Source organism: Frigidibacter oleivorans, from assembly GCF_003993775.1.
GTDB lineage: Bacteria > Pseudomonadota > Alphaproteobacteria > Rhodobacterales > Rhodobacteraceae > Frigidibacter > Frigidibacter oleivorans.
On record NZ_RJRZ01000001.1, the window covers coordinates 175,236 to 201,362 of the forward strand.

Genomic DNA, 26,127 nt, shown 5'->3' on the forward strand with positions numbered 1-26,127 from the left:
CAGCCTCCTCACACCCGGCCGAGGGCGAAGCCCTTGGCGATGTAGTTGCGCACGAAATAGATCACCAGCGCGCCGGGGATGATCGTCAGGATCCCGGCCGCGGCCAGCACCCCCCAGTCCATCCCCGAGGCCGAGACGGTGCGCGTCATCGTCGCGGCGATCGGCTTGGCATTGACCGAGGTCAGGGTGCGGCTCAGCAGCAGTTCCACCCAGGAGAACATGAAGCAGAAGAAGGCGGCGACGCCGATGCCGCTGGCGATCAGCGGCATGAAGATCCGCAGGAAGAAGCGGGGGAAGGAATAGCCGTCGATATAGGCGGTCTCGTCGATGGCGCGCGGGACGCCGCGCATGAAGCCTTCGAGGATCCAGACCGCGAGCGGCACGTTGAACAGGCAATGCGCCAGCGCCACGGCGATATGCGTGTCGAACAGCCCCACCGAGGAATAGAGCTGGAAGAAGGGCAGCGCGAAGACGGCGGGCGGCGCCATGCGGTTCGTCAGCAGCCAGAAGAACAGGTGCTTGTCGCCGACGAAGCTGTAGCGGCTGAAGGCATAGGCGGCCGGTAGCGCGACGGTGATCGAGATCACCGTGTTCATCACCACATAGATGATCGAGTTGACATAGCCCATGTACCAGCTGGGATCGGTCAGGATCACGGCATAGTTGCGCAGCGTCAGGTCGCGGGGCCACAGCGTGAAGCTCGAGGTGATCTCGGCATTGGTCTTCAGGCTCATGTTCAGCAGCCAGTAGATCGGCACCAGCAGGAACAGCAGGTAGAGCGTCATCACGATGGCAGAGGATTTCGGGCGGGTCATGCGCCGGACTCCCGGTCGAGATTGGTCATGACCGTGTAGAAGACCCAGGACACCAGCAGGATCACTAGGAAATACATGATCGAGAAGGCGGCGGCCGGCCCGAGGTCGAACTGCCCGATCGCCATCTTCACGAGGTCGATCGACAGGAAGGTGGTGGAGTTGCCGGGCCCGCCCCCCGTCACCACGAAGGGTTCGGTATAGATCATGAAACTGTCCATGAAGCGCAGCAGCACCGCGATCAGCAGCACGCCCTTCATCTTGGGCAGCTCGATGTAGCGGAAGACGGCCCAGCGGCTGGCCTGGTCGATCCGGGCCGCCTGGTAATAGGCCTCGGGGATGGATTGCAGCCCGGCATAGGCCAGCAGCGCCACGAGGCTGGTCCAGTGCCAGACATCCATCACGATCACGGTGATCCAGGCGTCGAGCGGATCGTTGGTGTAGTTGTAGTCGATCCCCAGCGCCGCGAGCGTATGGCCCAGCAGCCCGATGTCCACGCGGCCGAAGATTTGCCAGATCGTGCCCACCACGTTGAAGGGGATCAGCAGCGGCAGCGCCATCAGCACCAGGCAGAGGCTGGCCCAGAAGCCGCGCTTGGGCATGTTGAGCGCGATCAGGATGCCCAGAGGCACCTCGATGGCGAGGATGATGGCCGAAAACAGGATCTGCCGGCCCAGCGCATCGTGCAGCCGGTCGGAGGTCACCATCTCCTCGAACCATTCGAGCCCGGCCCAGAAGAACTGGTTGTTGCCGAACGTGTCGTTCAGCGAATAGTTGACCACCGTCATCAGCGGGATCACCGCCGAGAACGCCACGACCGCCAGCACCGGCAGCACCAGCAGCCATGCGCGGTTGTTCACGGTCTTTTCCATCAGGCGGCCCTCCCCTCGATCCGCCAGTCATCGGCGTAGACGCTGATCCGGTCCGGCGGGAAGGCGACATGAGTCAGTTCCGCGCCGATCGGCATGCCTTCGGGCACGACGATGTCGACGGGCTGGCCCGCCGTCTCGGCCCGCACCAGCCGGTGCCGGCCCACATCCTCGACCCGGCGGATCGTCACCGGCAGGCCCTGCCCGGCGGTCAGCACCGCATATTCCGGCCGGATGCCGATGCGGGTGCGGCCGGCCCCGGCCGCGTCGTAATGCCCGGCCAGTTCCACCTCGCCGCCCGGCAGGCGGGCGCGGTCGCCCTCGATCCGGGCGTCGAACAGGTTCATCCCCGGCGAGCCGATGAAGTAGCCGACGAAGGTGTGGGCCGGCCGTTCGAACAGGTCCTCGGGCGTGCCGGTCTGCACCACCCGGCCATCGTACATCACCACGACCTTGTCGGCGAAGGTCAGCGCCTCGGTCTGGTCATGGGTGACGTAGATCATCGTGTGCCCGAACTGGCGGTGCAGCGTCTTCAGCTGGGTGCGCAGCTCCCATTTCATATGCGGGTCGATCACCGTCAGCGGCTCGTCGAAGAGGATCGCGTTGACATCCTCGCGCACCATGCCGCGGCCGAGGCTGATCTTCTGCTTGGCATCGGCGGTCAGGCCCTTGGCCTTGCGGTTCAGCGCCGTTTCCATCCCGATCATCCGGGCGATGGACTGCACCCGGTCCGCGACATAGGCCGCGTCGCGGCCGCGGTTGCGCAGCGGGAAGGCGAGGTTTTCGCGCACCGTCATCGTGTCGTAGACCACCGGGAACTGGAAGACCTGCGCGATGTTGCGCTCGGCCGTGGGCGCGCCGGTCACGTCGCGGTCGCCGAACAGCACCCGCCCCTCCGAGGGATGCAACAGTCCCGAGATGATGTTGAGAAGCGTGGTCTTGCCGCAGCCCGAAGAGCCCAGCAGCGCATAGGCGCCGCCATCTTCCCAGACATGGGTCATCCGCTTCAGCGCATAGTCGGCCTCGCCCGCAGGGGCCGGCAGGTAGCTGTGCGCGAGGTCGTCGAGCGTGATCCGTGCCATCAGGCCGCCCTTTCCGCGTCTTGGGCATAGGGCGCCGGGGCGGCCAGCCGCCCGTCCGGGTGGAACAGGTAGACATGCGCGGGGTCGAGCCAGACGCCGACCGCGCTGCCCGGCGCCAGGTCATGCACCCCGTGCACCAGCCCCACCCAGCGGTCCGGCCCGTGATCGACATGCAGGAAGGTTTCGGACCCGGTGATCTCGGTCACCGCCAGCCGGCAGCCGAATTCCATCGCCGCGGCGGCGTGGCGGCGAAGCTCCAGGTGATTGGCGCGAAAGCCCGCGACATAGCGCCCGTCCGCCAGCCCCGCCGCCGCGCCGGTGGCGGCCGTCGCCGTCCCCTGCCCCGCGCCGAAGCTCAGCCGCCCGCCCTCCTTGACGCAGGGCACGAAGTTCATCGGCGGATCGCTGAACACCCGGGCGCTGACCATGTCGGCGGGCTGGCGATAGACGCGGGGGGTGGGGCCGAACTGCGTGACCCGGCCCTCCCACAAGGTCGCGGTATTGCCGCCCAGAAGCAGCGCCTCTTCCGGCTCGGTGGTGGCATAGACGAAGATCGCGCCCGATGCCTCGAAGATGCGCGGGATCTCGATCCGCAACTCCTCGCGCAGCTTGTAGTCGAGATTGGCGAGCGGTTCGTCCAGCATCACCAGCCCCGCCCCCTTGACCAGCGCCCGGGCCAGCGCGCAGCGCTGCTGCTGGCCGCCCGACAGTTCCAGCGGCCGGCGGTCGAGCAGCGGCGAAAGGCGCATCAGTTCCGCCGTCTCGCGCACGCGACGGTCGATCTCGTCCGCCGGGCGGCGCAGGATCCGCAGCGGCGAGGCGATGTTCTCGTAGACCGTCAGGCCGGGGTAGTTGATGAACTGCTGATAGACCATGGCCACGCCCCGGTCCTGCACCCGCATCCCGGTCACGTCCCGTCCGTCCCAGACCAGCCGCCCGCGCGTCGGCGCGTCGAGCCCCGCCATCAGCCGCATCAGCGTGGTCTTGCCCGACAGCGTCGGCCCCAGCAGCACGTTCATCGTGCCCCGCTGCAGCACGAGGCTGGTCGGATGGATGTGGACCTTGCCGCCCACGCTGCGCGTCACCTCCCGCAGTTCCAGCGTCATCCGCGCCCCCTCATTCCGCGGCCTGCCCGGCCGGCAGCCGCGCCAGATGATCGTCGAGCGCCGCGATCTCGGCCGGCGTCATCCGCAGGCCCAGCTTGCTGCGCCGCCAGACGATGTCCTCGGCGGTGCGGGCATATTCGCGCGCGACCAGCCAGCGCGTTTCCGCCTCGGTCAGGCCGGCGCCGAAATCGAGGCCCAGATCCTCCGGCCCGGTCGCGCCCTCCAGCAGAGTAAGCGCATCGGTGCCATAGGCCCGCGCCAGCCGCCGCGCCTGCGCCGGGGCGAGCCAGGGATGCACCGCGGCCAGCCGCGCCACCAGCGCGTCGAAGCCGTCATGCGGGAAATCCCCGCCCGGCAGCGGCACCCGCGCCGTCCAGGCGCCCGACCGGCCGGGGAAAAACGGCGCCAGCTGCGCCAGCGCGCTTTCCGCCAGCCGGCGATAGGTGGTGATCTTGCCGCCGAACACGTTCAGAAGCGGCGGCCCCGCGCTGTCGAGCCGCAGCACATAGTCCCGCGTCGCCTGCGTGGCAGACCGCGCCCCGTCGTCATAAAGCGGGCGCACCCCGGAATAGGTCCAGACCACGTCATCGGCGGTCACCGCCTTCGCGAAATAGCGCGAGGCGAAGGCCAGCAGGTAGTCGCGTTCCTCGGGCGTGCATTCGGCCTGGCTCGGCGTGCCGGTATGGTCCTTGTCGGTGGTGCCGATCAGGGTGAAATCGCCCTCGTAGGGGATGGCGAAGATGATCCGCCCGTCCTGGCCTTGGAAGAAATAGCAGCGGTCATGGTCATAAAGCCTGCGGGTGACGATATGGCTGCCCCGCACCAGCCGCACCCGTTCGGCCGTGTTGATCCGCGCCACCTGACGGATGACGTCGCCCACCCAGGGACCGGCGGCATTGACCAGCGCCCGTGCCCGGTACACCTGCCGCGCGCCGGGCGCGTCGCCCGGGCGCACACCGGCATCCTCGGTCACCACCTCCCACAGGTCGCCCACGCGGGTCGCGCTGACGACGCGGCGGCGGGTCAGGATGCGCGCGCCCCGTGCCTCGGCATCGCGGGCGTTCAGCACCACCAGCCGCGAATCCTCCACCCAGCAATCGGAATATTCCCACGCCTTGCGGAAGCCGGGTTTCAGCGGTCGCCCCGCCGGGTCGCTGGCAAGGTCCAGCGTGCGGGTCGCGGGCAGGATGTGCCGCCCCCCCAGCGTGTCGTAGAGAAACAGCCCCAGCCGGATCAGCCATGCCGGGCGGCGCCCCTTCATCCAGGGCATCACCCTGGCCAGCAGCCGCGAGGTCGGCGTTTCGCTGTCGAAGCGCATCGCCGGGTCCCAGGGCAATACGAAGCGCATCGGCCACGAGATATGGGGCATCGCCACCAGCAGGGTTTCGCGCTCTTCCAGCGCCTCGCGCACCAGCCGGAACTCGAAGAACTCCAGATAGCGCAGCCCGCCGTGGAACAGCTTGGTCGAGGCAGAGGAGGTGGCCTGCGCCAGATCGCCCTGTTCGGCCAGCACGACCGACAGCCCGCGCCCCGATGCGTCGCGCGCGATGCCGCAGCCGTTGATCCCGCCGCCGATGATGAAGATATCGGCCACGTCGGGCCGTTCCTCCTGCGCCACGTCCATATTCCTTTCGCGGCCCTCCCCGCCCCGTCAGTCCTGCACGGCGGCCTGCGGCGCGTCAACTGCGATCTTTCGTTTTCGCGCGTTTCATGACAAAACGAACCTCAGCGCGCGGCCACAGGTGCCGGTGCGGGAGTTTGGCAGAGGATTGCTGCGAAACCGCGCAAAAACGAATGCAACCGCGGCAATGCGGATGCAGCGAAGGCGCGGCAGTGAAGAACGGCGGGGCGGGGCGAGAACACGAATGGCGCTGAACATCCGGCAGAACAACATTCTGGATATCGCGCGGGCCGAAGGCCGTGTGCTGGTCGAGGATCTGGCCCAGCGGTTCGACGTGACGCTGCAGACGATCCGGCGCGATCTGGGCGATCTGGCCGAGGCGGGGCTGCTGGACCGGGTACATGGCGGCGCGGTCGCGCGGACCGGCGTGGCGAATATCGGCTATGAACAGCGCCGCCGGATGAACGAGGCCGGCAAGGCCGCCATCGCCCGGGCCTGCGCGGCCGCGATCCCCGACAACTCGTCGCTGATCCTGAACCTCGGCACCACGACCGAGGCGGTGGCGCGGGAATTGCTGCATCACCGCAACATCACCGTCGTGACCAACAACATGAACGTGGCGAACATCCTTCTCGCCAATCCGGGCTGCGAGATCATGGTGGCCGGCGGGGCGCTGCGCCGGTCGGATGGCGGGCTGGTGGGCGAGCTGACCACCCGCTTCTTCGAGCAGTTCAAGGTGGATTTCGCGGTGATCGGCACCTCGGTTCTGGACCTCGAGGGCGACCTGCTGGATTTCGATCTGGCCGAGGTCCGCGTCAGCCAGGCGATCCTTGGCCAGGCGCGGCGGGCCTTCCTCGTCACCGACGCGTCGAAGCTGGGCCGGTCCGCCCCGGCGCGCATCGCCTCGCTGGCGCAGATCGACACGGTATTCATCGACCGCCCCCTGCCCGCGCCGCTGGCCAGTGCCTGCGAGGGCTGGGGCACCCGTGTGGTGGTGGCGGAACCGCCCGGACCGGCCTGACATCCCCGCAAGCCTGATCCGCCGCACGCCGCCGCGCCGGCTGCGAAGGCCGACCTTCGCGCGGACGGGAACCCGGATCGACGCCTGCGGGTTTCCCCCTCGGACCTGCCATTCGCATGTCCCCACAGGCATTTCCCGCGGCGGCGGGCGCGCGAGGCATGGAATTGAGTTTCGTCACCCGTCTTCCCCACCCTCGCCCCGACCGCCCCGAGCCCGGTTCCCGACCAGCCCCCCGACTGGCCGCCAGAATGCGGCCGACACTGACAGTCGCCCTTCCGGCCCGGAACGAATCCCGCCTGATCGGCGCCTGCCTCGCCGCGCTCGACCGCGCTGTGGTCGCGGCCGGCCTGCCGGTGACGACCGTGGTCTTCGCCAACAACTGTTCGGATGACACCGCCGCCCGGGCGCGCCGGTTCCTTCCCTCGCCCGGGCATGTCGTCGAGGTCTGGACCGGAACGGTCGAACCGGGCAGCGCCGGCATGGCGCGGGCCATCGCCATCGATCTTGCCCGCGCCCGGCACCCGACGCTGGGCGTGCTGACCACCGATGCCGACGGGCAGATGCATCCGGCGGCGGTGGCGCGGATGGCGGCAGCGCTTGCCACCGCGGATGTTGCCTGCGGGCGAAGCTGGTTCCGCGGCGCCGGGCTGTTCGCCACCGCCGAGGAAACCGAATACAGCGAGCTTCTGCACGACCTGCGGCACCGCATCGACGTGATGGCGGGGCGGCAACCGGCGGATGCCCGGCCGCATTACATCGAATCCGGCGCCTGCATCGCCATCCGGACCGGAACCTTGGCGGCGATCGGCGGCCCGCCCCGGTTGCCGTCGAGCGAGGACCGGGCGCTGGTCGCGGCGGCGGAACGCGCCGGCGCCCGCATCCGCTATGTCGATGCGCGGGTGCGGGTGTCCGGCCGGCTGATCGGGCGGGCGGAGGACGGAATGGCCGCCTGCCTGCGGGCGCGGCGGACCGACCCCGACCCCTGGGTCGACCAGGGCCTGATCCGCGTCGATGTGCTGCGCGTGCTGTGGCAGCAGGCCTGCCGCCCGCCCGCCCTGCCCTTCCCCAGCCGCGCCCTGCCCTGCGGCCCCCGGATGCGGATCAGCGAGCTTCGCGCCGAACTGCCCCGGCTGCGGGCCCTTCTGGCCGATCTCGGGGACGAGGGCCTTGTCGCGGGTCCGTTGCCTGACCCGGTCGCCCATGTCGCCTGACGCCTGCGCCCTGCGCCACCGGGTCGACGAGGCCTGCCGATGGATCGCCGGCCTGCCGGATGCCGGGGACGGCCCCTCCGGTCCCGATCTGGTGGCGGCGCTGCGCGGCTCGAGCCTGCTGGCGGCGGCGGCCCCGGCGCAGTTCGGCGGCCTCGGCCTTGCCCATCAGCCGCACTGCGCCGAGGATCTGGTCGAGGCGCTGGCGGCGGTCGGCGGCAGCAGCCTGTCTGCCGGCAGGCTGTTCGAGGGCCATGTCAACGCGGTAAAACTGGCCGTGCTGCATGGCAGCGAAGCGCTGCAGCGCGAGGCCGGCCAGGGCGCCCTGCTGGGGGTCTGGGGCGCCGACGGGCCGGACCCGGTCCGGATCGACGGCGGCGTCCTGCGGGGGGCGAAGCTGTTCGCCAGCGGCGCGGACACCGTCGATACGGCGATCGTCACGGCACGCGACGGGGCGGGCGCGATCCGGCTGCTGGCGCTGCGCCGCCCGGCGATGGCCGGGCGCCTGCACCCGGAGGAATGGCAGACGGGCGGCATGTGCGCCACCGCATCGGGCCGCGCCGATCTCGACGGTCTGGCCCTCGATGCGCTGGAACCCCTCGGCGGACCCGATGCCTATTTCATCGAGCCGCATTTCCAAGGCGGGGTCTGGCGATATGCGGCGGTGCAGATGGGGGCGATGCGGCGGCTGACGGCCCTTGCTGCGGACCAGTTGTCCCGGCGCGGCCAGCAGGAGGCGCCGCTGCAGGCCGACCGGCTGCGGCAGATGGTCTGCGCCTGCGAAACAGCGCGTCTGTGGCTGCTCTCGGCGGCGGGCGAGGTCGAACGCGCCGATGCCGGGGCCAGCGCGGCAGAGGCGGCGATCCTCGCCCGGCTGACGGTGGCGCGCGCGGCGATGGAGGTGCTGCGGCTGTTCGACGAGGCGGCGGGGGCCGCCTCCTTTGCCCGTGCGCATCCGGCCGAACGCATCCGGCGCGATCTTCTGTTCTACCTGCGGCAGGCCAATCCCGACGGGCTGGCGCTGGACGCGATGGCGCGGATCCAGGGCGACCCGGCGCGGCGGATGCGCTGGCGGCTCGATCCATGATCGGGGCGCTGCTCGACCTCGCCCGCGCGGTGGCGCCCGTGCCCGCACCCGCGCTGCTGGCCGACGCGCCGGCGTTGGTGGTCGTGGCCCCCCATCCCGATGACGAGACGCTGGGCTGCGGCGCGCTGATCCATGAGGCCGCCTGCCGGGACCTGCCCACCCGCATCATCTGCGTCACCACCGGCAATCGCTCGCATCCCAATTCGCAGAGCCACCCCCCGGCCGCGCTGGCGGCGCTGCGCCGGGCAGAGTTCGAGGCGGCAGTGGACCTTCTGTCGCCGAATGCGCGGCGGCACTGGCTGGGGCATGACGATTGCGGCCTGCCGGAGGACCCGGCCGGCCTGGCACGTGACCTCGACCCGCTATGCCCGCGGGGGGCGCTGGTGCTGACGACCTGGCGGGGCGATCCGCATGTCGACCATCGGCGCGCGGCGATGGCGGTGGAGCGGATGTACGCGGCGCGGGGTGATCTGCGGCTGCTGTCCTATCCCGTCTGGGGACGCTTCCCCGAGACGCTGCCGCAACCGGCGGGCCGGCTTCTGCGCCTGTCCGCCACGCCGGGGGCGCTGGCGCGCAAGGCCGCGGCGCTGGCCTGCCACCGCAGCCAGATGACGCCGCTGATCGCCGACGATCCCGAGGGCTTCGTGATGAGCGCCGGACATCAGGCGCATTTCCTGACAGAGCCGGAGATCTACCTTGCCTGATCCGCGCACCCTCGCCCATCTCTCGGCGCTGTATCAGGGGTCCGACGATCCCTGGCACCACCGGTCGAGCGACTATGAGCAGCGCAAATACGCCGCCACCCTGGACCTGATCGGGCCGGCCCGCGTGGCACAGGGGCTGGAGGTCGGTTGCGGCAACGGCACGCTGACGGCGCGGCTGCTGCCCCTGTGCGACCGGCTCGTCGCCATCGACTGCGTGGCGGCGGCCGCCGATCTGGCCCGCGCCGCCGCACCGGGGGCGCAGGTCCTGTGCGGGCAGGCGCCGGCCGATCTGCCGGACATCCGGCCCGACCTCGTGGTGCTGTCCGAGGTGCTGTACTACCTGCGCCCGGACGAGATCGCCGACCTGGCGGCCTGGCTGCGCGACCGGATGCCGCCCGGCGGGCGCGTCGCCATCGTGTCCTGGACGGGCGAGACGGGCGAGGCGCTGCGCGGCCCCGAAGCGGCGCGGCTGCTGGCCGCCGGGCTCGCCCCCCGCCAGACGCGGCACCGGTGCGAGACGGGCTTCGACCTGGACCTGCTGACGGTGTGACCCGGACGGTGATGCAGTGCGTCGCGGGGGATCTGCGGACAGGGCGATGCCAAGCGCCGCCGGGACATGCTCAACCGATTTGCCGGAGGGATTTAAGTGGTGCCCAGAGCCGGAATCGAACCAGCGACACGCGGATTTTCAATCCGCTGCTCTACCAACTGAGCTATCTGGGCACCGTGCCACGGTGGACGTTTCCGCCTTGGTGGCGCGGTATTAGGGGATGGCGCGGGGGCTGTCCAGAGGGTTGTGACAGTTTTCCGGCGGGTCGCCGCCCGGCGGGCCGGCGGTCGCCGCCGGTGCCCAGACCACCGGCGCGGACCGCCGGCGCGGGCGGCCCGTCAGTGCCTGCGGCCGCCGGGGTCGTCACCGGGGTCGCGGCCACCGGGGGACGGGGTCTCCTCGTCCTCGCCCGCGTCGCCGGGGATCACGTAGCCGCCCGTCAGCCAGCGGCCGAGGTCGATATCGGCGCAGCGGCGGGAACAGAAGGGGCGATAGGCGGCGACGGTGGTCTTGCCGCAGATCGGGCAGGTCATGGCGCACTCCTCCGCATCACTCGGTCCTCCGCATCACTCGGTCCCGCGCACCGCCTCGGCCAGCGGCAGCCGCTCGCGCTTGCGCTGCAATTCGTACAGGCCCAGCGGCGTCCAGCCCGCGAGGCTGGTCTCGATCCCGCAGGCCTTTACCGCCACGCGCAGCTGCTGTTCGAGCACGGCGCGGTCCTTCTTCGGCATCGGCGCGAAGTCGATGACGATCTGCCCGCCCAGGCCCCGCAGCCGCAACTGGCGCGGCAGGTCGCGGGCGGCGGCGATATTGGCCTTCAGCGCGGCGGCGGGCGAGGTATCGCGGCCGGTGTTCACGTCGACGGCCACCAGCGCCCGCGTCGGCTCGATCACCATCGACCCGCCGCCCGGAAGGCTCACCACCGGGTCCAGCAGCGCCTCGATCCGGTCCTCGACCTCATGCGCGGCAAAGGCGCCCTCGCCCTCGGCCAGTTCGTCGGGGGGCGGGTCCGCCCAGTCGCGCCAGGCCACCTCGTGCGGGGTGGCGGCATCGACCAGCAGTTCCGGCCCGCCGTCGAGATCGGCCATCACCGCCTCGGACAGGTCGCGCATCGCGGCGATGTCTTCCAGCACCTCGCCCGACTCGGCGCCTTCGGCGGCAGAGCGCAGGATCAGCCCGGCCGCGCTGCCCTCCATCGCCAGCTGCGCCAGCGCATCGAGCCGCGCCCGCTCTTCGGGGTCGCGGATGCGGCGCGAGACGTTCAGCCCCGGCGCGCCCGGCGTGACGATGGCGAGGCGCGACTTGAACAGCACCCGCAGCGTCACCGGCAGCGCCTTGCCCGGTTCGGCATGGCCCGCGACCTGGACGATGACGCGCTGGCCGGGGGCAAGCCCGGACGTGTCGCGCAGAAAGCCCGTCAGGCCCTCGCCCAGCCGCAGAAAGACGCCGCCCTGCCCCTTCACCGGCCGGTCGAGCACGCCGCGAAAGATCGCGCCGGGGCCGGGCGCGGCCTCGTCCGCCGGGGCGACCAGCAGATCCTCCAGCTGGCCATCGACGATCAGCGCCGCGGCCTCGCGCCCGCGCCATGCGCCCATTGCGACGACGCGGCCCTTCATGCCTGCCTCCAGACCGGATAGCCCGCCGCCGCCAGCAGCTGCGCCGTTTCGGCAACGGGCAGGCCCATCACCGCGGAATAGCTGCCCTGGATCCATGGCAGGAAGGCACCCGCCGGACCCTGGATGCCATAGGCGCCGGCCTTGCCCTGCCAGTCGCCGCTGGCCAGATAGGCGTTCAGCTCGTCATCCGACAGGCGTTTCATCTGCACCACCGTCTCGACCAGCCGTTCCCACAGCCGCGCGCCCCGCCGCACCGCCACGGCGGTCAGCACCCGGTGCCGCCGGCCCGACATGGCCAGCAGGAAGCTCGCCGCCTCGCCCGCGTCCCGGGGCTTGCCCATGATCCGCCGGCCCAGGGCCACCGTGGTGTCGGCGCAGAGCACGATGTCATCCGGCCCGGCCTGCAGCGCCAGCGCCTTGTCGCGGGCGACACGGGCGCAATAGGGGCGGGGCAGTTCGCGGGGCAGCGGGTCTTCGTCGATATCGGGAGACAGGACCGCATCGGGAACCAGCCCGATCTGCGCCAGCAGTTCGCGCCGGCGCGGGCTGGCCGATCCCAGCACCAGCCGCGGCCGCGCCGGGCAGGCGTCGCCTGCCGTCAGGCCATCGGCCATCGCGGCCTCACTTGAAGCGGTAATTGATCCGCCCCTTGGTCAGATCGTAGGGGGTCATCTCGACCTGCACCCGGTCGCCCGCCAGAACCCGGATGCGGTTCTTCCGCATCTTTCCCGCCGTATGCGCGATGATCTCATGGCCATTGTCCAGCTCGACCCTGAACGTCGCATTCGGCAGGAGTTCCTTCACGACGCCGGGGAATTCGAGCAGTTCTTCCTTGGCCATGGTCACTCCACTGAAAATACCCCCGGAGCGGGGGCGCCGCTTAAATGCGCTTACCGGGGCAACATTTCAAGGCTTAATGCGGTTCCGGCGGGCGTTTCCCCGCATGCCGCAGCGGCCGGTCGAGCGGCGCCTGCTGTTCGGGCCAATGCGCGAAGGGCAGGACGGCGCCGTCGGCGCGGCTGCGCTCCACCGCCTGCAGATCGACCGTGGCCAGCACCCAGCCGGGCCGGTCGAGCGCACCCTCGGCAAGGATGCCGGTCTCGGGCCAGCCGCGATCGGGGGGGCCATAGATCGCGGCCCGGCCCACATTCTCGTCCACCGCCGGGCACCAGGGCGCGGGGCCGACGGTCGGCGCCTGCACCACCGCGCACTGGTTTTCCAGCGCCCGCGCCATGCTGCCCACCCGGACGCGGGTGAAGCCCGCCAGCGTATCGGTGCAGGAGGGCACCAGCAGCAGGTCCGCCCCCGCCGTGCAGAGCCGCCGCGACAGCAGCGGAAACTCGCTGTCATAGCAGATCACCACGCCGATCCGGCCGAGATCGGTGTCGAACAACGTCAGGTCGCGCCCCGCGGTCACGTTCCAGTCCTCGCGCTCGAACCGGGTCATCATCAGCTTGTCCTGATGGCCGATCCGGCCCCCGGGGCCGTACAGGACGGCGCGGTTGACCGGGCGGGCCGCCCCCTTTACGAAACAGGGGGCAGAGGCCGCCAGCACATGCAGCCGGTGGCGCGTGGCAAGATCTGCATGCAGCGCCTCGACCGCCGGGCCATGGCGGGCGACCTCGTGCAGGGCCGCCTCCAGATCGGCGGCGACGGCGGGGCCGCCGAGGCTCGCCAGTTCCATCGCGCCGTATTCGGGAAAGACCAGCAGCTGCGCGCCCTGCCCTGCCGCGTCGGACACCCAGCGGGTAATCTTCGCCTCGTAGGCCGCCCAGTCCTCCAGCCAGTCCAGCGGATAGGCCGCGGCCGCCACGGTGATGCGCCGGCCGGTCACAGCGCGCGCATCCAGAATTGCAGCGGCTTGTCCGATTCCGCCGCCTCGCCCAGATCCTTCCAGCCGAAGCGGGCCACCACGCCGGGCAGCGGCGCATAGCCCCGCCCCCGCCAGAAGGCGTCGAGCGGGCGATAGCCGGGGGGCCGGGCCGGATGATCCTCGGGCCGCATCACCGCGCAGAAGGCCGCTTGGGTCCGGCCGAGCGCGCGGGCATGGGCCTCGCGCTTGTCGAAGAAGGCGTGCCCGATCCCCCGCCCGCGATAGTCGGGCAGCAGCACCGACTCCGCGCAGTAGAATATGGCGGACAGATCCACCCCCTGCCCCGCGAAGGCCGCGCCGAATTCCGCGGCATGATCCTCCATCGGTGTGCCTGTCGCCGCACCCACCAGCCGGTCCCCGTCGAAGGCGCCCACCACGACCGCCCCGGGCGAGTTGTGGTAGCCCTCGAGATAGCGCCGCTCGTAATCGAGGTCGCCATCGTAGAGATAGGGCCAGTCGCGGAACACCGCGATCCGCAGCCGCGCCACATCGTCCAGCGCGGCCTGCAGCGCCGGCCCGGTCAGCGGCGCGACGCGGATCGTCACGCGGCCTCCGACACCTGCCGCACCCAGTCGGCGAGGTTGTAATAGGTGGTGACGCGGGTGATGCGGCCATCGCGAATGGCAAAGAACGTGCCCGCCGGCAGGACATAGCGCTGCCCCCGCGCCTCGGGCAGGCCCGGATCGGTCTGCAGGTATTCGCCATGGACGGTGAATTCCGCCGCGGCGCGGCTGCCATCCTCGCTGACCAGGATCACGATATCCTCCAGCCGCTCGCGATAGCTGACGCCCATATGGCCGCAGAATTCCGCGAACAGCGCCTTGCCCTGCCGGACCCCGCCTTCGTTGACGTGATGGGCGACATCGTCGGCGAGGCAGTCGAGCATGCCCTGCGCATCGCCCGCGTTGAAGGCGGCGTAATAGCGCTCGATCAGCGCCCTGGTCGGGGTCGTCATGGTCAGATCCTTTGCAGCTTGGCGGGGGCCGCCGAGGGCGGGCCGAACCGGTCGAGAATGCGGTCGCGGATCTGGTCGCGGGTCTGGCGATAGGCGGCGAGCTTGCCCTCGCGATCCTCGGCCAGGCCCGTCGGGTCCATCACCGGCCAGTATTCGACATCGAGATGGTAGAACCGCGTCATGTCCAGCGCCCGCCGCTGGCTGGCGGGCGACATCGCCACCACAAGGTCGAAGCCCGACAGTTCGGACCCCAGATGCTCCATCTCCTCGAAGGACCGGGCGCGGTGGCGTTCCAGCCGCACGCCGATCTCGGCGCAGACGGCGACAGCGAAGCCATCAACCTCGAGGTCGTTCTTCACGCCCACCGACTGCACATAGACCTGATCGCCGAACATCTGCTTCATCAGCCCCTCGGCCATCGGCGAGCGGACAGCGTTGTGATCGCAGCAGAACAGGATGGAACTGGGCAGCTTCCCGTCCACGTCAGGTCCCGCTGTTGAGCACGCAGATCAGGGTGAACAGGCGCCGCGCCGTGTCGATGTCGAACTCGGCCTTGCCCTCCAGCCGCTCGATCAGGATGCGCGCGCCTTCGTTGTGAATGCCGCGCCGGGCCATGTCGATCGCCTCGATCTGGCTGGGCGGAAGCCGCTTCACCGCGTCGAAATAGCTGGCGCAGATCTGGAAATAGTCCTTCACCGCCTGCCGGAACGGCCCCATCGACAGCTGGAACTCGGCCAGCTTCTCGCCATCCTCGGTCGCCGTATCGAAGACGAGCCGCCCCTCGCGCATCGCGAGCGCCAGCACGAAGGGCCCCGGCGGCGCCGGCTGGTCACCGCGTCCCGGCAGGCGGAAGCTGTTGTCCTCCAGCAGGTCGAAGACGGCGACGCGCCGTTCCTGCTCGATCTCCGGCGTGGGCGGCGGCAGGCCCGCGTCGTCGATCTCGATCCGGGCGATGCGGGTCATTCCGCGGCCTCGCGGTTCAGCCGGTCCAGCCGCGCCCGCACGCTCAGCCCGTGGGCTTGCAGGCTTTCGGAGGTGGCCAGCCGTTCGGCCGCGGGGCCGATGGCGGCCAGCGCCGAAGGTGTCATCTTCGCCAGCGTCGTGCGCTTGAGGAAATCCATGACCGACAACCCGCTCGAAAACCGTGCCGACCTTGCCGTGGGCAGCACATGGTTCGGCCCGCCCACGTAATCACCGATCGCCTCGGGCGTCCAGCTTCCGAGGAAGATCGCCCCCGCATGGCGGATCCGGCCCGCCAGCGCCTCGGGATCGGCCACGCACAGTTCCAGATGCTCGGGCGCCACCCGGTCCGACAGGGCCGCCGCCTCGGCCAGATCGCGGGTGACGATCACCGCGCCGAAGTCGCGCCAGCTGGCCGCGGCGATGGCACGCCGTTCCAGCGTCTGCAGCCGCCGCTCGACCGCCGCCGCCACCGCCTGCCCGAAGCCCGCATCATCGGTGACCAGGATCGACTGCGCGCTTTCGTCATGTTCCGCCTGGCTGAGCAGGTCGAGCGCGATCCAGTCGGGGTCGTTGTCGCGATCCGCGATCACGAGGATTTCCGACGGACCCGCGATCATGTCGATGCCGACCCGGCCGAAGACCCGCCGCTTGGCCGCCGCGACATAGGCGTTGCCCGGCCCGGTGATCTTGTCCACCGGCGCCACGGTTTCGGTGCCATAGGCAAGCGCCGCGATCGCCTGCGCGCCGCCGATCCGGTAGACCCGGTCCACCCCCGCCAGACGCGCGGCCATGAGCACCAGCGGATTGACCACCCCGCCCGGGGTCGGGCAGGCGATCACCAGATGCTCCACCCCCGCCACCCGCGCCGGGATCGCGTTCATCAGCACCGACGACGGGTAGGAGGCGAGCCCGCCGGGCACATACAGCCCCGCCGCCGCGACCGGGGTCCAGCGCCAGCCGAGGCTCGCCCCCGCCGCGTCCTGCCACATCGCATCCTCGGGCATCTGCCGGTCGTGATAAGCGCGGATACGCTCCGCCGCCAGTTCCAGCGCCTCCCGATCCTCGGCCGGGACCTTCGCGCATTCCGCCGCGATCTCGGCCTCGGTGAAGGCCAGCCGGTCGGGCGTCAGGTCCAGCCGGTCGAACCGCGCGGTCAGTTCGATCAGCGCCGCGTCGCCCCGGTGGCGCACGTCGGCGATGATGTCCGCCACCGCCGCATCCACATCGGGCGCATCCTCGCGCTTCATGGTCAGAAGCGCAGCGAAGGCGGCGTCGAAACCCGCATCGGCGGTGGTCAGGAACTGGGGCATCGGGTACCTCTTGCGTCCAGCCCCGTCTAGCGAAGCCCCGCGCGCGGCTCAAGCGCCCGTCGTGCCGCGCCGTCTTGCCGCGTCGTCCGGCAGCGCCTGTCAGTCGGGATGGCGCGGCTGCCGGCGCGAGGGCGCCGAATAGGGGCGGGTCACGTCGCGCAGGCTGACATCGAGGCATTCCACGTCGGCCGCCAGCGCGCCGTCCCCCGCGAACCACAGGACCAGCCGCCCGGTCCCGTCCTCGCCCGGCTGCCAGTCGAGCGACAAGAGCGACAGCACCAGATCGGCATCGCCCTTGTCGATCCCCTGCGACGACACGCGCAACACATCGCCGATCACCAGCAGGCTGCGCACCCGTTCATAGGGGCGGCCCGCGCGTTCCGCCGCCTCTCGGTCTTCCCAGCGGAACCGCCCCAGCAGCAGCGCCAGCCGCCGCGCCGACCGGTCCCAGCGGATGTCCGCCCCCGACAGCACCGCATCCTGCACCAGCGCCGAGATCACCGGCAGATCGTCGGGGCCGATGGCGGCCAGCGCCAGCGGCCGTTCGTCGCCGTCCTCATAGCGTGCATCCTGGGGCATATGCGTCTCCTCTGTCGCAGGGCAGGATGGCGCCTGCGGCGGCAAGGTCAAGCCGGGGGCGGCAAGGTCAAGCCGGGGGCGGCGGCGGGTTCAGCCGGCGATACGTTCGATCACCGCGCCGCAACCGCTCAGCTTTTCCTCCACCCGCTCATAGCCGCGGTCGAGGTGATAGACCCGGCTGACCACCGTCTCGCCCTCGGCGGCGAGGGCGGCGAGGATCAGGCTGACGCTGGCGCGCAGGTCGGTGGCCATCACCGGCGCGCCGCGCAGCCGCGGGACGCCCGTGACCGTGGCGGTGCCGCCATGCACCTCGATCCTGGCGCCCATGCGCATCAGTTCCGGCGCGTGCATGAAGCGGTTCTCGAAGATCTTCTCCTCCAGCACCGAAATGCCGTCGGCGGTGCAGAGCAGCGCCATGATCTGCGCCTGCAGGTCGGTGGGGAAGCCCGGGAAGGGCTGGGTCGTCACATTGACCGCGTTGACCCGTCCGTTGCGGCGGCTGACCTTCAGGCCCTCGTCCGTCGTCTCGACCGCGATCCCCGCCGCGTCCAGCCGTTCGGCGAAGGCGCCCACCAGATCCAGCCGCCCGCCCAGGCATTCGACCGTGCCGCCGGTGATCGCCGGGGCCAGCATGTAGGTGCCCAGTTCGATCCGGTCCACGACCACCGGATGGGTGGCGCCCCCCAGCCGGTCCACGCCCTCGATGGTGAGGGTCGAGGTGCCCTCGCCCTCGATATGCGCGCCCATCCGCCGCAGGCATTGCGCCAGATCGACGATTTCCGGCTCGCGCGCGGCGTTGTTCAGGACGGTGGTGCCCTTGGCCAGCGTCGCCGCCAGCAGCGCGTTCTCCGTCGCCCCGACCGAGACGAAGGGGAAGTCGATCACCGCCCCCTTCAGCCCGCCCGACGGCGCCTTGGCATGCACATAGCCGTCGCGCAGGTCGAGCGTCGCGCCCATCGCCTCCAGCGCCTTCAGGTGCAGGTCCACCGGCCGCGCGCCGATGGCACAGCCGCCGGGCAGCGAGACCTCGGCCCGTCCGTGCCGCGCCAGCATCGGCCCCAGCACCAGGATCGAGGCGCGCATCTTGCGGACGATTTCGTAATCCGCGTGCAGGTTGTTCAGGTCGTGGCTCGACAGCGCCAGCACCTGCCCGCCCTGCAGGCTCGCCGCCTCGGCGCCGAGCGACTGCAGGAGCTTGGTCATCGTGCGGATGTCCGACAGCCGCGGCGCGTTGGTCAGCGTCAGCGGCTCGTCCGTCAGGATCGTCGCCGGCATCAGCGTCAGGCAGGCATTCTTCGCCCCGGCGATCGGAATCCGCCCGTTGAGTTCCCGTCCGCCCAAGACCCTGATCGAATCCATCTGCCCACCTCGTTTGTTGTCGTTATGCCCGGCCTCAAGGGGCCGGATCGTCGCCCCGGCCCGCCGCCTCGGGCGAAAGATCAGCCGTCCCGCCCGGACGCAACCCCACCCGCCGGCCCGCCGTTCCGGTCCGCCCCGGCGCCGCCGGCGTCGCGGTCTGCGTCGCAGCCCGCATCCTCGCCGGCATCGGGGCCCCTGTCTTCGCCGGCATCCGGCTCCGCTTCATCGGCCGCGCGCGCCCGCGCCTGCGCCTTGCGCCGGCCGATATTCGCCTTCAGCGCGGCCTTCAGCCGGGCGGCGCGCGCCGCGGCCCCGCCCGCACCGGCAGGGCCGGTCGCGCGTCCATCGGCAGGCCCGGCGGGCATCGTGCGGCGGGGATCGCGGTCCATCGCGGCCTTCCTAGCGCGCCCGCCGCGGGGCGTCCAGATTGCGCTTGCGCCCTGCCGGGTTTGCGTCTAAATCCGCGCCCACACCGGCCCTGCGGCCCCCCGCAAACGGCCCCGGCGCTGCAGTAGCTCAGTGGTAGAGCACACCCTTGGTAAGGGTGAGGTCGAGAGTTCAATCCTCTCCTGCAGCACCATCCTGAACCTTCACCCGCCCATTTTCCCCGCGCCATTGCCGCTTTCCCGCCGCGCGGCGTCGGTTTCGCTTGGGTGCCGGGCACCCCGGCGCCTAGGCTGGGGCATTCGCCATACGAGGTGCCCATGACCCCCGCCGCAGCCCCCCTTCCCGCCGCCGCCCCGGCCGATCTCGATGCCGCCTTCTGGGCCGCTGCCGACCGCCATGTCCTGCGCTACGGGCCGCAGTTCGAGCGGCGGGTGATCGAGCGGGCCGAGGGCAGCTATGTCTTCGATTCTGCCGGGCAGGCGATCCTCGACTTCACCTCGGGGCAGATGAGCGCGGTGCTGGGCCATGCGCATCCGGCCATCGTGCAGACGGTGCGCGACCAGATCGGCCGGCTCGACCATCTGTTCAGCGGCATGCTGTCCCGCCCGGTGGTGGACCTGTCGCAGCGGCTCGGCTCGATGGTGCCGGGGCTGGAGAAGGTGCTGCTGCTGTCCACCGGCGGCGAGTCGAACGAGGCGGCGATCCGGCTGGCGAAGGTGGTCACCGGCCGGCACGAGATCGTGGCCTTCTCGCGCAGCTGGCACGGGATGACCGGCGCCGCCGCCGCCGCGACCTACAGCGCCGCGCGCCGGGGCGCCGGGCCGGCCGCCGTCGGCTCCTTCGCCATTCCGGCACCGAACGCCTATCGCCCCCGCTTCACCCATGCCGATGGCAGCCTGGACTGGCAGACCGAACTCGACGACGCCTTCGCCATGGTCGACAGCCAGTCCACCGGCAGCCTCGCCGCCTTCATCGCCGAACCGATCCTCTCCTCCGGCGGGATCATCGACCTGCCCGAGGGCTATCTGGCCGCGCTGAAGCGCAAATGCGAGGAGCGCGGCATGCTGCTGATCCTCGACGAGGCGCAAACCGGTATCGCCCGCACCGGCCAGATGTTCGCCTTCCAGCGCGACGGGGTGACGCCCGACATCCTGACCCTGTCGAAGACGCTGGGCGCGGGCCTGCCGCTGTCGGCGGTGCTGACCAGCCGCGAGATCGAGGAAGAGGCGCATCGCCGCGGCTATATCTTCCTGACCACCCATGTGTCGGACCCGCTGCCCGCCGCGGTGGGCCTGACGGTTCTGGACGTGGTCGAGCGCGAGGGGCTGGCGCAGCGGGCGCTGCAGATGGGCGCGCGGCTGAGGGCGGGGCTCGAAGCGCTGAAGCAGCGGTTCGACTGCGTGGGCGACGTGCGGGGGCGCGGGCTGCTGCTGGGGCTCGACATCGTCAGCGACCGCGCCAGCAAGACCCCGGGGCTGGAGATCGGCGACCGCATCGGGGCCGAGGCGATGGCCCGGGGGCTGAGCATGAATATCGTCAAGCTGCCGGCGATGGGGGCGGTGTTCCGCATCGCGCCGCCCCTGACCGTGTCCGAGGCCGAGATCGACGAAGGGCTGCGGATCATGGGCGAGGCGATCGCGGCGGCACGCTGACCGGGGGATGGGTCCGCCCTGCGGCGGGCTTGCCTTCGCGCCCCGCGCGCGCGAAAAGCCGGGGCCATGGCCGACCCCCTGCCCCTTTGTCCGCCCCATCGCCTGCCCCGGGCGCTGACCAGCATCGCCGACCTGCGGGCCGACGGGCTGGTCGCGGCAGCCGATGCCCCGGCGCTGGAGGCGGTGGCGGCGGAATTCCGGGTGCGGCTGTCCCCCGCGATGCGGGCGGCGCTGCGCGACCCCGGTGATGCGGTGGCGCGGCAGTTCCTGCCCGACCGGCGCGAGGCGCGGGTGCGGCCCGAGGAACTGGCCGACCCGATCGGCGATGCGGTGCACAGCCCGGTGCCGGGCCTGACCCATCGCTATCCCGACCGGGTGATCCTGCATGTCACCCAGACCTGCGAGGTCTATTGCCGCTTCTGCTTTCGCCGCGAAGGCGTGGGCAGCACCGGCGCGCTGCCGGCGGACCAGCTCGACGCGGCGCTGGCCCATGTCGCGGCACATCCGGCGATCCGCGAGGTGATCCTGACCGGCGGCGACCCGATGTCGCTGTCGGCGCGGCGGATCGGGGCGATCCTGGACCGGCTGGCGACGATCCCGCATGTGGGCGTGGTGCGCTTCCATACCCGCGTGCCGGTGGTGGCGCCCGAGCGGATCGACGCCGGACTGATCGCCGCGCTCGACATCCGGCCGGCGGTGCATGTCGTCGTCCATACCAACCATGCCGACGAGATCGGGGCCGAGGCGCGCGCCGCGCTGCGCCGCCTGTCCCGCGCGGGCATCCCGCTGCTGTCGCAGACGGTGCTGCTGCGCGGGATCAACGATTCGGTGGGGGCGCTGGAGACGCTGTTCCGCACGCTGATCGAGAACCGGGTAACGCCCTACTACCTGCACCATTGCGATCTGGCGCGGGGCACCTCGCATTTCCGCACCACGATTGCCGAGGGCCGGGCGCTGGTCGCGGCGCTGAGGGGGCGGATTTCCGGCCTCTGCCAGCCGACCTATGTGCTGGACATCCCCGGCGGGCATGGCAAGGCGCCGCTGACCGCGGACAACCTGCGCGAGACGGGCGAGCCCGGCCACTGGCAGGTGCGCGACTGGCAGGGGCGCTGGCACGACTACCGCGATCCGGTACGGGACTGAACCGCCCCCCGAAATGCAAACGGGGGCCCGAAGGCCCCCGCCGCGAAACGTCAGTGCCGGGCGATCACGCCTCGGCTTCGGCCGCCTCGGCCGACACGAGGCCCGAGGGCGCCGCCAGATTCGCCACCACGAAGTTGCGCGCGATGGTGGGCGTCGCGCCCTTCGGCAGCTCGATATCGTTGATGTGGATGACGTCGCCGATCTGCTTGCCGGCCAGGTCCACGGTGATGTGGTCCGGGATGTCGCCGGCGGTCACTTCCAGTTCGACTTCCGACCGCACCACGGTCAGCGTGCCGCCGCGCTTCAGCCCGGGGGCCTCGTCGTGGTTGATGAAATCGACATGGATGAACAGGTTGATGCGCGAATTGCGGTGCAGGCGCATCAGGTCGACATGGGTCGGCAGGTCCTTGACCACGTCGCGCTGCACGCCGCGGCAGATGACGCGCACGTCGTCCTGGCCGTCGATCTTCAGGTTGAAGAGCGTCGACAGGAAACGGCCGGCCTTCAACTTCTTCAGCAGGGCGTTGTAGTTGATGTTGATCGGCTGCGGCTCTTTGCCGTCGCCGTAGACGATGCCGGGTACGTAGCCTTCACGACGGGCTTGACGGGCGGCCCCCTTGCCTGTCCCCGTCCGCACCACGGCCACAAGATCCGGGATCTCACGTGCCATTGGGTCTTCTCCTAGGTTAAACGGCGGACATCCTCCAAGGGTGCATGCCCGCAAGGCTGCCCCCTTACACGGGAACGCCCGGGTTGGGAAGCGGATTCCTGCGGCGGTTTCCGCCCCCGCCGCGGCCCCCCTTGCGCCCGCGCCTGCGCTCAGGCCGCGTGCGCGCCGGCGGCCAGCGCGGTGACCAGCGACAGCACCTCTGTCACCGGCTTGCCCTCGCCCACCAGCTTCACGATGGCCGATCCCACGACGCAGCCATCGGCGATGCCGGCGATGTCCTGCGCGCCCTCGGGCGTGGTGATGCCGAAGCCCACCACCACCGGCAGGTCCGTCGCCGCCTTGATCCGCGCCACCTGCGGGCCGACATCGGCGGCCTGCGCCGCCGCCGATCCGGTGATGCCGGTGATCGAGACGTAATAGACGAAACCGCTGGTATTCTGCAGCACCCGGGGCAGGCGGCGGTCGTCGGTGGTGGGCGTCGCCAGCCGGATGAAGTTCAGCCCCGCCGCCTGCGCCGGCAGGCACAGTTCGTCATCCTCCTCCGGCGGCAGGTCCACCACGATCAGCCCGTCGATCCCCGCCGCCTTCGCCTCGGCCAGGAAGCGGTCGACGCCGCGGGAATAGATCGGGTTGTAATAGCCCATCATCACGATGGGCGTGGTGGCGTCGCCCTTGCGGAATTCGGCCACCATCGCGAGCGTCTTCTGCAGGGTCTGGCCCGCCTCCAGCGCCCGCTGGCCGGCGCGCTGGACGGTGGGGCCGTCCGCCATCGGATCGGTGAAGGGCATGCCGAGTTCGATCACGTCGACGCCCGCGCCCGGCAGGCCCTTCATCAGCTCCAGCGAGGTGGCCGCGTCCGGATCGCCCGCCATGATATAGGCGACGAAGGCCTTGCGCCCCTCGCCGCGCAGCCGTGCGAAGGTGTCGTCGATCCGGGTCATGGGCTTCCCTCGTGCTGAATTCACCGGGTCTTGCCCAAGCCGGCCCGGAAAATCAATGCCCGTTGCGGCACCCTGCGGCGGGGATGCGACGGCCCCTGCGCGACGTCCGGTCCTCAGACCGCGGCCACCTCCTCCTCCTCGGGGCAGCCCATGCCGGCCTTCATCGGGCCCGAGATCATCCAATGGGTGCCGAAGCGATCCTTCACCATGCCGAAGCCCTCGGCCCAGAAGGTTTCGGCGAAGGGCATGATGACCGCGCCGCCCTCGGCCAGCCGGTCGAACAGGGTCTGGCCCGCCGCCAGATCGGGCACCGACCGGCTGACCGAAACCGAAGCCTGCGGCATCCCCTCCATCCCCGGCGGATAGTCCGACGCCATCAGCGCCCGCCCGTCCTTCATCAGCGCCGCATGCATGACCAGCTGGCGCCCGGTCTCGTCGAGCGGCGGGCCGGGCGGGGCTTCGGGCGCCTCGCCATAGCGCATCAGCATCAGGTCGTCGGCGCCGAAGACCTCGGCATAGAAGGTCATCGCCTCGGCACAGTTGCCCTGGAAATGCAGGTAGGGATCGAAGCTCATCGCGCGTCTCCTCTGGTGGTGGGATGTCGGCCGCGGCGGACGGGGACAGGGTGGCACGGCATTAGGTTGGCATCAACACTTTTTCCCGCTGCCCCCTGCCACGGCTTGCACGCGGGCGGGGCCTTGCCTATGACACCCCCGGGCTTTGCAGGAGAGCGATCATGGGCTTCAGGATGGGCATCGTCGGGCTGCCGAATGTCGGCAAGTCCACGCTCTTCAACGCGCTGACGAAGACGGCCGCCGCGCAGGCCGCCAACTTCCCCTTCTGCACCATCGAACCGAATGTGGGCGACGTGGCGGTGCCCGACCCGCGGCTGGACCGGCTGGCCGCCATCGCCGGGTCGAAGCAGATCATCCCCACCCGCATCACCTTCGTCGACATCGCCGGGCTGGTGAAGGGTGCGTCCAAGGGCGAGGGCCTCGGCAACCAGTTCCTCGCCAATATCCGCGAGGTGGATGCCATCGCCCATGTGCTGCGCTGCTTCGAGGATGGCGACATCACCCATGTCGAGGGGCGCGTCGATCCGGTGGCCGATGCCGAGACCATCGAGACCGAGCTGATGATCGCCGACATGGAATCGATCGAGAAGCGGCTGGCGAACCTCGCCCGCAAGCTGAAGGGCGGCGACAAGGAAGCGCTCGACCAGGACCGGCTGCTGCGTCAGGCGCTGGCGGCGCTGGAGGCGGGGCGGCCCGCCCGCGCGGTCACGGTGGCCGAGGATGACCGCAAGGCCTGGGCGATGCTGCAGCTGCTGACGGCGAAGCCCGTCCTCTATGTCTGCAATGTCGAGGAATCCGCCGCAGGCACCGGCAATGCCCAGTCGGAACGGGTGGCGAAGATGGCTGCCGAACAGGGCGCGGCCAGCGTGGTGATCTCGGCCCGGATCGAGGAAGAGATCAGCCAGCTCGACGCCGAAGAGGCGCAGATGTTCCTCGCCGAGATGGGGCTGGAGGAGGCCGGGCTCGACCGGCTGATCCGCGCGGGCTATGCCCTCTTGGGCCTGCAGACCTATTTCACCGTCGGCCCGAAAGAGGCCCGCGCCTGGACCATCCACAAGGGCACGCTGGCGCCGCAGGCGGCGGGCGTGATCCACGGCGATTTCGAAAAGGGCTTCATCCGCGCCGAGACGGTCGCCTATGACGACTACATTGCCGGCAACGGCGAAGCCGGCGCCCGCGAGGCCGGCAAGTTCCGGGTCGAGGGCAAGACCTATGAGGTCAAGGACGGCGACGTCCTGCACTTCCTGTTCAACGGCTGACCGTCGGCGGCTGACCTTCGGCGGCTGACCTTCGAGACGGCTGGCCTTGGCGGGCCGTCAGACCCGCCGGAAGGTCGCGTAATCCGGCACCCGGCCCTCGCGCAGCGCCTTTTGCTCATAGCGGGTGGACAGCCAGTCCTCCCAGGGTGTGCCGGACCGGGCGACGAGGGCGAAGCCCGCCTTCGGCACCTCCAGCAGCGCCTGCCGCATGTAGTCGGAGATGTCGGTGGCCACCCGGAACTCCGCCCCAGGCGCCATCACGCGATGCAGCGGCAGCAGATGGTCCTGCGTGACGAAGCGGCGGCGGTGGTGGCGGCGCTTGGGCCAGGGGTCGGGATAGTTCAGGAAGGCCTTCGCGATGCTGGCGGCGGGCAGCACGTCGAAGAGGTCGCGCACATCGCCCGGATGCACGGCAAGGTTCGACACCCCCGCCTGCCGCACCTTGCCCAACAACATCGCCACGCCGTTGATGAAGGGCTCGCAGCCGATCAGGCCGATGCCGGGATAGCGGGCCGCCATATGCACCATGTGCTCGCCGCCGCCAAAGCCCACTTCCAGCCAGACTGGGCGGTCCGGGCCGAAGACCCCCGCCAGGTCGAGGGGCGCACGGTCGGGATTGTCGGCGCGGCTGACGCCGCGCAGACCCAGATGCAGCAGATCCTCGGCCAGATAGGTCCGCTGGGACGGGCGGATCGTCTTGCCGGACCGGCGGCCATAGAAGTTGCGCCATTGGGGCGCGTCGGAGTCGTCCGCCGCGCGGTCGTCCTGCATGTCATCATCGGGCA

30 protein-coding genes and 2 tRNA genes are annotated in these 26,127 nt (G+C 70.6%); 9 read left to right on the top strand and 23 right to left on the bottom strand.

Annotation, left to right across the window (positions count from 1 at the left end; genetic code table 11):
* Positions 1-8: 8 nt before the first annotated feature.
* The 5 genes from EEY80_RS00925 to glpD are packed head-to-tail and all read right to left on the bottom strand — an operon-like array spanning position 9 to position 5,493.
* Positions 9-815: a carbohydrate ABC transporter permease gene (locus tag EEY80_RS00925; RefSeq protein ID WP_126974685.1), complete on the bottom strand. Its 807-nt coding sequence runs from the start codon at positions 813-815 to the stop codon at positions 9-11.
* The gene (locus tag EEY80_RS00930; RefSeq protein ID WP_126974686.1) at positions 812-1,684 is read right to left on the bottom strand and encodes a carbohydrate ABC transporter permease; all 873 of its coding nucleotides are present in this window, start codon (positions 1,682-1,684) and stop codon (positions 812-814) included. Before EEY80_RS00930 ends, EEY80_RS00925 begins: the two co-directional genes overlap by 4 nt.
* Positions 1,684-2,763 carry an ABC transporter ATP-binding protein gene (locus EEY80_RS00935; RefSeq protein ID WP_126974687.1) on the bottom strand — a complete coding sequence of 360 codons (1,080 nt, stop codon included), beginning with the start codon at positions 2,761-2,763 and terminating at the stop codon, positions 1,684-1,686. Before EEY80_RS00935 ends, EEY80_RS00930 begins: the two co-directional genes overlap by 1 nt.
* Positions 2,763-3,869 carry an ABC transporter ATP-binding protein gene (locus tag EEY80_RS00940; RefSeq protein WP_126974688.1) on the bottom strand — a complete coding sequence of 369 codons (1,107 nt, stop codon included), beginning with the start codon at positions 3,867-3,869 and terminating at the stop codon, positions 2,763-2,765. Before EEY80_RS00940 ends, EEY80_RS00935 begins: the two co-directional genes overlap by 1 nt.
* Positions 3,870-3,879: 10 nt before the next feature.
* A complete protein-coding gene (glpD, locus tag EEY80_RS00945; RefSeq protein ID WP_126974689.1) occupies positions 3,880-5,493 on the bottom strand; it encodes a glycerol-3-phosphate dehydrogenase in 1,614 nt (537 codons plus the stop codon).
* 241 nt (positions 5,494-5,734) lie between these two features.
* On the opposite strand from glpD, the gene EEY80_RS00950 reads away from it, so the two are divergent.
* The 5 genes from EEY80_RS00950 (at position 5,735) to EEY80_RS00970 (ending at position 10,060) form a co-directional block, all read left to right on the top strand.
* Positions 5,735-6,511: a DeoR/GlpR family DNA-binding transcription regulator gene (locus EEY80_RS00950; RefSeq protein ID WP_126974690.1), complete on the top strand. Its 777-nt coding sequence runs from the start codon at positions 5,735-5,737 to the stop codon at positions 6,509-6,511.
* 248 nt (positions 6,512-6,759) lie between these two features.
* Positions 6,760-7,722, top strand: coding sequence for a glycosyltransferase (locus EEY80_RS00955; protein ID WP_164738093.1), 963 nt, complete (start codon positions 6,760-6,762; stop codon positions 7,720-7,722).
* Entirely contained in the window at positions 7,712-8,806 is a 1,095-nt protein-coding gene (locus tag EEY80_RS00960; RefSeq protein WP_126974692.1) for an acyl-CoA dehydrogenase family protein, read from the top strand. The genes EEY80_RS00955 and EEY80_RS00960 overlap by 11 nt, the downstream gene beginning before the upstream one ends.
* Positions 8,803-9,510, top strand: coding sequence for a PIG-L deacetylase family protein (locus EEY80_RS00965; protein ID WP_126974693.1), 708 nt, complete (start codon positions 8,803-8,805; stop codon positions 9,508-9,510). The genes EEY80_RS00960 and EEY80_RS00965 overlap by 4 nt, the downstream gene beginning before the upstream one ends.
* Positions 9,503-10,060 (top strand): SAM-dependent methyltransferase, encoded by a 558-nt coding sequence (locus tag EEY80_RS00970; RefSeq protein ID WP_126974694.1) that lies wholly within the window; start codon positions 9,503-9,505, stop codon positions 10,058-10,060. Before EEY80_RS00965 ends, EEY80_RS00970 begins: the two co-directional genes overlap by 8 nt.
* 97 nt (positions 10,061-10,157) lie before the next feature.
* On the opposite strand, the gene EEY80_RS00975 is transcribed toward EEY80_RS00970, so the two are convergent.
* From EEY80_RS00975 to EEY80_RS01040, 14 genes are all read right to left on the bottom strand, one after another.
* Positions 10,158-10,233: transfer RNA gene (locus EEY80_RS00975), tRNA-Phe, on the bottom strand.
* 165 nt (positions 10,234-10,398) lie between these two features.
* Positions 10,399-10,593 (bottom strand): DNA gyrase inhibitor YacG, encoded by a 195-nt coding sequence (locus tag EEY80_RS00980; protein ID WP_126974695.1) that lies wholly within the window; start codon positions 10,591-10,593, stop codon positions 10,399-10,401.
* Between the two features lie 33 nt (positions 10,594-10,626).
* Positions 10,627-11,676, bottom strand: a complete 1,050-nt coding sequence (locus EEY80_RS00985) for a ribonuclease E/G (RefSeq protein WP_126974696.1) — start codon at positions 11,674-11,676, stop codon at positions 10,627-10,629.
* Positions 11,673-12,290: a Maf family protein gene (locus EEY80_RS00990; RefSeq protein ID WP_126974697.1), complete on the bottom strand. Its 618-nt coding sequence runs from the start codon at positions 12,288-12,290 to the stop codon at positions 11,673-11,675. The genes EEY80_RS00985 and EEY80_RS00990 overlap by 4 nt, the downstream gene beginning before the upstream one ends.
* A gap of 7 nt (positions 12,291-12,297) precedes the next feature.
* Positions 12,298-12,516 carry a translation initiation factor IF-1 gene (infA, locus tag EEY80_RS00995; RefSeq protein ID WP_126974698.1) on the bottom strand — a complete coding sequence of 73 codons (219 nt, stop codon included), beginning with the start codon at positions 12,514-12,516 and terminating at the stop codon, positions 12,298-12,300.
* Positions 12,517-12,589: 73 nt separating this feature from the next.
* Complete coding sequence (locus tag EEY80_RS01000) at positions 12,590-13,495, bottom strand: carbon-nitrogen hydrolase family protein (protein WP_126975071.1); 906 nt, start codon at positions 13,493-13,495, stop codon at positions 12,590-12,592.
* A gap of 11 nt (positions 13,496-13,506) precedes the next feature.
* Positions 13,507-14,088 carry a GNAT family N-acetyltransferase gene (locus EEY80_RS01005; RefSeq protein WP_126975072.1) on the bottom strand — a complete coding sequence of 194 codons (582 nt, stop codon included), beginning with the start codon at positions 14,086-14,088 and terminating at the stop codon, positions 13,507-13,509.
* Between the two features lie 2 nt (positions 14,089-14,090).
* Positions 14,091-14,504 (bottom strand): ketosteroid isomerase-related protein, encoded by a 414-nt coding sequence (locus tag EEY80_RS01010; protein WP_126974699.1) that lies wholly within the window; start codon positions 14,502-14,504, stop codon positions 14,091-14,093.
* A 2-nt stretch (positions 14,505-14,506) separates the two neighbouring features.
* The gene (locus EEY80_RS01015) at positions 14,507-14,986 is read right to left on the bottom strand and encodes an arsenate-mycothiol transferase ArsC (protein WP_126974700.1); all 480 of its coding nucleotides are present in this window, start codon (positions 14,984-14,986) and stop codon (positions 14,507-14,509) included.
* A gap of 1 nt (position 14,987) precedes the next feature.
* Positions 14,988-15,467, bottom strand: a complete 480-nt coding sequence (locus EEY80_RS01020) for a UPF0262 family protein (RefSeq protein ID WP_126974701.1) — start codon at positions 15,465-15,467, stop codon at positions 14,988-14,990.
* A complete protein-coding gene (gene hisD, locus EEY80_RS01025; protein ID WP_126974702.1) occupies positions 15,464-16,777 on the bottom strand; it encodes a histidinol dehydrogenase in 1,314 nt (437 codons plus the stop codon). Before hisD ends, EEY80_RS01020 begins: the two co-directional genes overlap by 4 nt.
* Before the next feature lie 99 nt (positions 16,778-16,876).
* Positions 16,877-17,356, bottom strand: a complete 480-nt coding sequence (locus EEY80_RS01030; RefSeq protein WP_126974703.1) for a DUF2948 family protein — start codon at positions 17,354-17,356, stop codon at positions 16,877-16,879.
* 90 nt (positions 17,357-17,446) lie between these two features.
* Positions 17,447-18,715 carry a UDP-N-acetylglucosamine 1-carboxyvinyltransferase gene (gene murA, locus EEY80_RS01035; protein WP_126974704.1) on the bottom strand — a complete coding sequence of 423 codons (1,269 nt, stop codon included), beginning with the start codon at positions 18,713-18,715 and terminating at the stop codon, positions 17,447-17,449.
* Between the two features lie 80 nt (positions 18,716-18,795).
* A complete protein-coding gene (locus EEY80_RS01040) occupies positions 18,796-19,104 on the bottom strand; it encodes a hypothetical protein (RefSeq protein ID WP_126974705.1) in 309 nt (102 codons plus the stop codon).
* A gap of 116 nt (positions 19,105-19,220) precedes the next feature.
* Here EEY80_RS01040 and EEY80_RS01045 point away from each other — a divergent pair.
* The 3 genes from EEY80_RS01045 to EEY80_RS01055 all read left to right on the top strand — a co-directional run bounded on the left by EEY80_RS01045 (position 19,221) and on the right by EEY80_RS01055 (position 21,897).
* Positions 19,221-19,295: transfer RNA gene (locus EEY80_RS01045), tRNA-Thr, on the top strand.
* Positions 19,296-19,419: 124 nt separating this feature from the next.
* Positions 19,420-20,754: an aspartate aminotransferase family protein gene (locus EEY80_RS01050; protein WP_126974706.1), complete on the top strand. Its 1,335-nt coding sequence runs from the start codon at positions 19,420-19,422 to the stop codon at positions 20,752-20,754.
* Positions 20,755-20,820: 66 nt separating this feature from the next.
* Positions 20,821-21,897, top strand: a complete 1,077-nt coding sequence (locus tag EEY80_RS01055; RefSeq protein ID WP_126974707.1) for a lysine-2,3-aminomutase-like protein — start codon at positions 20,821-20,823, stop codon at positions 21,895-21,897.
* 64 nt (positions 21,898-21,961) lie between these two features.
* On the opposite strand, the gene EEY80_RS01060 is transcribed toward EEY80_RS01055, so the two are convergent.
* From EEY80_RS01060 to EEY80_RS01075, 3 genes are all read right to left on the bottom strand, one after another.
* The gene (locus tag EEY80_RS01060; protein WP_126974708.1) at positions 21,962-22,567 is read right to left on the bottom strand and encodes a 50S ribosomal protein L25/general stress protein Ctc; all 606 of its coding nucleotides are present in this window, start codon (positions 22,565-22,567) and stop codon (positions 21,962-21,964) included.
* 149 nt (positions 22,568-22,716) lie between these two features.
* A complete protein-coding gene (gene trpA / locus EEY80_RS01070; protein WP_126974709.1) occupies positions 22,717-23,508 on the bottom strand; it encodes a tryptophan synthase subunit alpha in 792 nt (263 codons plus the stop codon).
* Positions 23,509-23,621: 113 nt separating this feature from the next.
* Positions 23,622-24,083 carry a VOC family protein gene (locus tag EEY80_RS01075; RefSeq protein ID WP_126974710.1) on the bottom strand — a complete coding sequence of 154 codons (462 nt, stop codon included), beginning with the start codon at positions 24,081-24,083 and terminating at the stop codon, positions 23,622-23,624.
* A gap of 161 nt (positions 24,084-24,244) precedes the next feature.
* On the opposite strand from EEY80_RS01075, the gene ychF reads away from it, so the two are divergent.
* Positions 24,245-25,342, top strand: a complete 1,098-nt coding sequence (ychF, locus tag EEY80_RS01080; RefSeq protein ID WP_126974711.1) for a redox-regulated ATPase YchF — start codon at positions 24,245-24,247, stop codon at positions 25,340-25,342.
* 57 nt (positions 25,343-25,399) lie between these two features.
* Here the strand turns inward: ychF and trmB are convergent, their stop codons facing one another.
* On the bottom strand, positions 25,400-26,113 hold the full coding sequence (gene trmB, locus EEY80_RS01085) for a tRNA (guanine(46)-N(7))-methyltransferase TrmB (RefSeq protein WP_407920708.1): 714 nt from the start codon (positions 26,111-26,113) through the stop codon (positions 25,400-25,402).
* Between the last annotated feature and the right edge of the window lie 14 nt (positions 26,114-26,127).